The sequence below is a fragment of the Deinococcus sp. genome (genome assembly GCF_025362455.1).
Classification (GTDB): domain Bacteria; phylum Deinococcota; class Deinococci; order Deinococcales; family Deinococcaceae; genus Deinococcus.
This window is the reverse complement of the sequence record NZ_JANYGJ010000132.1, coordinates 1-4,701: the sequence shown is the minus strand read 5'-3', so window position 1 is coordinate 4,701 and position 4,701 is coordinate 1. Positions and strand designations below refer to the sequence as shown.

Annotated in this window: 7 protein-coding genes; 5 read left to right on the top strand and 2 right to left on the bottom strand. The window is 63.4% G+C overall.

Annotation, left to right across the window (positions count from 1 at the left end; translation table 11 throughout):
• Positions 1-222 precede the first annotated feature (222 nt).
• Both Q0R23_RS10135 and Q0R23_RS10130 read left to right on the top strand, forming a co-directional pair.
• Complete coding sequence (locus tag Q0R23_RS10135) at positions 223-441, top strand: ribbon-helix-helix domain-containing protein (RefSeq protein WP_293912680.1); 219 nt, start codon at positions 223-225, stop codon at positions 439-441.
• A gap of 3 nt (positions 442-444) precedes the next feature.
• On the top strand, positions 445-828 hold the full coding sequence (locus tag Q0R23_RS10130; protein WP_293912679.1) for a hypothetical protein: 384 nt from the start codon (positions 445-447) through the stop codon (positions 826-828).
• A gap of 76 nt (positions 829-904) precedes the next feature.
• Here the strand turns inward: Q0R23_RS10130 and groL are convergent, their stop codons facing one another.
• Together groL and groES are read right to left on the bottom strand one after the other, a co-directional pair.
• On the bottom strand, positions 905-2,554 hold the full coding sequence (groL, locus tag Q0R23_RS10125) for a chaperonin GroEL (RefSeq protein ID WP_293912678.1): 1,650 nt from the start codon (positions 2,552-2,554) through the stop codon (positions 905-907).
• A gap of 35 nt (positions 2,555-2,589) precedes the next feature.
• On the bottom strand, positions 2,590-2,874 hold the full coding sequence (gene groES, locus Q0R23_RS10120) for a co-chaperone GroES (RefSeq protein WP_293912677.1): 285 nt from the start codon (positions 2,872-2,874) through the stop codon (positions 2,590-2,592).
• A 279-nt stretch (positions 2,875-3,153) separates the two neighbouring features.
• Here groES and Q0R23_RS10115 point away from each other — a divergent pair, with 279 nt between their 5' ends.
• From Q0R23_RS10115 to Q0R23_RS10105, 3 genes are all read left to right on the top strand, one after another.
• Positions 3,154-3,759: a GGDEF domain-containing protein gene (locus tag Q0R23_RS10115; RefSeq protein WP_293912675.1), complete on the top strand. Its 606-nt coding sequence runs from the start codon at positions 3,154-3,156 to the stop codon at positions 3,757-3,759.
• Positions 3,760-3,807: 48 nt separating this feature from the next.
• Complete coding sequence (locus Q0R23_RS10110) at positions 3,808-4,224, top strand: NUDIX domain-containing protein (RefSeq protein ID WP_293912673.1); 417 nt, start codon at positions 3,808-3,810, stop codon at positions 4,222-4,224.
• A gap of 28 nt (positions 4,225-4,252) precedes the next feature.
• A partial coding sequence (locus Q0R23_RS10105) for a deaminase (protein WP_293912671.1) occupies positions 4,253-4,701 on the top strand: 449 nt, incomplete at its 3' end.

Here is a 4,701-nt window from a genome sequence, read left to right as displayed (position 1 = left end):
CGGCCCTTGCGCTCCAATTCCTCGATGCGCTTGTTCAGCCGCACGATTTCAGCTCTGAGCGCTTTGTTTTCGGCTTCCAGTCGCTCGAACTGCTCCGCTTGCCGACGGATGATCGCCAGCAGGTCATCGCGGGTCAGGTCGCCGGTCATGCCTGAGTCTACTCGCCCACGGCCCGAACCGCGACCACCCCTGCATCGCTAATCAGATACGCTACCCTGAAGCATGAAGTTCAGCGTCAGCCTCCCCCAATCTCAACTCGCCTTTCTGGATCACTACCAGCAGACACACAAGCTGAAAAGCCGCAGCAAGGCGCTTCAGCACGCTATCCAGCAGTTGCAGGACCGGGAACTGGAGGAGGCGTACCGCCTGGCTGGTGAGGAATGGCAGGAGAGCGAAGATGCCGCGCTGTGGGCGAAGGTCAGCGGCGAACGTTTATCGTAAGATATGAAAACGCAAGCCGAAATCGATGCCTTTATCAAATTGCATTGCGTAGCGACTACGCCCGTTGTTGACGATGAAGGCGGCGATCCGCTCCTTACCCGCGACGACGCCCTTTTCCTGTTGACCAGCATCGTGCAGGACGGTGGGCCGATGATGTCCTATCTGGACGTGTACTCACTTGGCACAGACGGCGAGTTGACTTTTGTGGACGACCTGACCGAAGTTGATATTCACGAGATGCAGCAGCCAGAAGAGGAATACAAAGCCAATCTGGTCAAGTATCTTGCACGAACAGATGCTGCCGCGCTGATCGCCCCGACAGACTTTTATCTACAAAAAAGCGTTTCACAAGGCCGCACGCTTGACCAAAAGGATGTTGAGATTTGATGGCGACATTCAATGTTCTCGACCACAAAAAAGCCGGAGCATCACGCCCCGGCTTCTTCGTTCAATTCTGGTTTGCTTAGAAGTCCATGCCGCCCATGTCGCCGCCGCCCATGCCGCCGCCACCCTGACCGCCCGCCTGGGGCTTTTCGGGCTTGTCGCTCACGATGGCCTCGGTGGTCAGGATCAGGGCGCCGATGCTGGCCGCGTTCTGAAGCGCCGTGCGGGTCACCTTGGCGGGGTCCACGATGCCAGCGGCGATCATGTCGTCCACGAACTCGCCCGTGGCGGCGTTGAAGCCGTAGCGAGGCTTGTCGCTGTTGATAACGGCGTTCACCACGACGCTGCCCTCAAACCCGGCGTTGACGGCGATCTGGCGAGCAGGCTCCTCCAGGGCGCGGATCAGGATGCGGGCGCCGGTGGCCTCGTCGCCGACCAGACCCTCGGCAGCCTTGCGCACGGCAGGAATGATCCGCAGCAGGGTGGTGCCGCCGCCGGAGACGATGCCTTCTTCCACAGCCGAGCGGGCGGTGGAGAGGGCGTCCTCGTAGCGGTGCTTCTTCTCTTTGAGTTCGGTCTCGGTGGCGGCACCGACGCGGATGACGGCCACGCCGCCTGCCAGCTTGGCGAGGCGCTCCTGGAGCTTCTCCTTGGCGTAGTCGCTGTCGGTGTTGTCGAGCTCACCCTTGATGGCGTTGACGCGGGCCTCGATCTCGCTCTGGTCGCCGGAGCCGTCGATGATGGTGGTCTCGTCCTTGGTGATGCGGATGCGCTTGGCGCGGCCCAGCATCTCCAGGGTGGTGTTCTCCAGCTTGTAGCCCAGGTCCTCGGTGATGACCTGTCCGCCCGTGACGGCGGCGATGTCACGCAGCATTTCCTTGCGGCGGTCGCCGAAGCCGGGGGCCTTGACGGCGGCGATGTTCAGGGCGCCGCGCAGCTTGTTGAGCACCAGGGTCGCCAGGGCCTCGCCCTCGACGTCCTCGGCGATAATCAGCAGCGGGCGGCCCGACTGCACGGCCTTTTCGAGCACCGGCAGCAGGTCCTTGAGCACCGTGATCTTCTTCTCGACGATCAGGATGTAGGCGTCTTCGAGGACGGCTTCCATCTTCTCGGCGTTGGTCACGAAGTAGGGGTTGATGAAGCCCTTGTCGAACTGCATGCCCTCCACGACGTCCACTTCGGTGTCGAAGCCCTTGGACTCCTCGATGGTGATGACGCCTTCCTTGCCCACCTTGTCCATGGCGTTGGCGATTTCCTCGCCCACCGTCTCGTCGTTGGCGCTGATGCCCGCGACCTTCTTGATGGCCTCGGAATCCTCGACCGGCACGGCCATCTTCTTGATCTCCTCGATGGCGATCAGCACGGCCTTGTCGATGCCGCGCTTGAGGGCCAACGGGTTGGCTCCGGCGGCGACGTTGCGCAGGCCCTCCTTGACGACGGCCTGGCCGAGCACGGTGGCGGTGGTGGTGCCGTCACCCGTGATGTCGTTGGTCTTGCTGGCGACTTCCTTGAGGAGCTGGGCGCCGATGTTCTCCAGCTTGTCTTCCAGCTCGATTTCCTTGGCGACGGTCACGCCGTCCTTGGTAATGGTGGGCGAGCCGAACTTCTTCTCGATGACCACATTGCGGCCACGGGGGCCGAGGGTCACTTTGACAGCGTTGGCGACGGCGTTGACGCCACGTTCCAGGGCACGGCGGGCGGGTTCATCGAATACGAGTTGTTTAGCCATGATGGGGCTCCTTGGGTGAGGTTAGAGGGGGTAAATCAGACAATAGCGAGGATATCGCGCTCGTTGAGGATGCTGTAGTTCTTGCCCTCGAGCGTGACTTCGGTGCCGCCGTATTTGGCGAAGTAGACGGTATCGCCCACGCCGACTTCGATGGCGACTTTGGTGCCGTTGTCGAGCGTCTTGCCGCTGCCGACGGCGACGACCTTGCCGCGCTGGCTCTTTTCCTTGGCGGTATCCGGCACGAACAGGCCACCTGCCGTCTTCTGCTCGCCGTCCTCGACGATTTCAACCAGTACTCGGTCCCCTAAAGGTTTCAGCATGTGTTCCTCCATGAATTGATGTGATGCCTGGGTGGGGCCAATGCTCAGCACAATCTCAGCATTGTGTGCAAGTCGCACTTTTTGCCCTCCCAGCGCCATCCGACAGGGCAAACCTTAGCACTGGCCTCCAGCAGATGTCAAATCAGGCCATACGAGAATCTGAGTCAGTAACGCTCAAGTTGCGGCCTGGGCGGCGTCTAGACAGGTGTATAGGGGTGACAAGCACTTACACGCAACATATATATGTTTAAACACAGCATATAGCACGGGGGTACACCGATGGCCAGACCGCCGATCCTCAGCCGCGCCGACTTTGAAAAGACCATGCACAAGCTCGCCAAAGTGCCGCTGACGCTGGCGCTCATCGACCTCGATCACTTTATGCAGCTCAACGAGACGCTGGGCCACGCCGAAGGGGACCGGGTGCTGCGCCAGGTCGAGCGGTTACTGTCTGGCAGCGTGCCAGCGGGTAGCCACGTGGCGCGGCTGGGCGGCGACGAATACGCCGTGATCTTGCCGGAAAGCGCCGCCGAAACGGCCCTGATCTTATTCGACGAGATCATCAAGCACTTTCAGATCAACCGCGACGCCGACTGGCCGCGCGGGCTGAACCTGTCGGTGGGCCTGGCCGGGCGCCCAGCGCACGCCGAGAGCAGTTTCGACCTCCAACGCGCCGCCGACGAGGCGCTGCTGCGGGCCAAACGCGAGGGCCGGGGCCGGGCCTGTATTTATGTCGAGTCGAAGATGGTCCTCAAGAGCAACTACTACCCCAAAAGCCAGCTCGAACGGCTGTCCAAGCTCGCTGCCGCCCTGGGCCGCACCGAGGCCAGTTTGCTGCGAGAAGCGCTGGACGATCTGATCGAGAAGAATCGGGGGGCGTTGTGAGGCGCTTCGCGCGGCTCGTGGCCTGTGGCTTGTGGGGAGTGGGAACAGATGAGGGATGAAGGGGAGCCGGGGAATCTGTCGCCTGGCGGGGGGCGGGGCAACCGGTCCGGGCGGGCATGTGCCTGCGTGGTGCATCAGGGGCGGGTGCTGATGATCGGGGTGCGGGGTGGGCGGTGGAGCTTGCCGGGCGGGGGCATCGAGCCGGGCGAAAGTGCGGCTCAGGCGGCGGTACGCGAAGCCTGGGAGGAAACCGGGGCGCATGTAGTCGTGGAAGGCGAGCCGTTTGCGGTCACGTCACCGGAGTACGGGGAGACGAGCCTGATCTTCCTGGCGCGGCTGGAGCATCTGGAGCCCAGCCCGGAGGGACGCGAGCAGCGCTGGGTTGACCCGACTCAGGTGCCCTGGTGCGAGGACTTTCAACTGGCTCCGGCGCTGGCGGTCATGCGGGAACGGGGGTGGCTGTGAGCGTGCTCGCACACATCCGGCGGCCCGCGTGACCTGGGCCGACCTCTCCCCCGGCTGGCAAGCGGCCTGGGCGCAGAGCTGGGAGGCGTACCAGACCGGCAATATCCCGGTGGGCGCGGCGATTGTGGACCCGGCGGGCGCCGTCCTGGCGGTGGGTCGCAACCGGACCCGTGAGGCACGGCAGGTGCAGGGCGTCATCAGCGGGCACGACCTGGCCCATGCCGAGGTCAACGCGCTGCTCGCCCTCCCTGAACTGCCCCACGAGGTAACGCAGACGCTCACCCTGCTCACCACCGTCGAGCCCTGCCCGCAGTGCGCCGGAACGCTGGTGATGGGGCCGGTGCGGCGCCTGAGTTACGCAGCAGCAGATCCCTGGGCAGGCAGCGCCGACCTGCTGCGCGACCATCCGTACATGAGTCTGAAGATGGAGGCCGTCTCACGCGGGCCAGAGGAGGTGAGCCGGGCTGCTGCCACGCT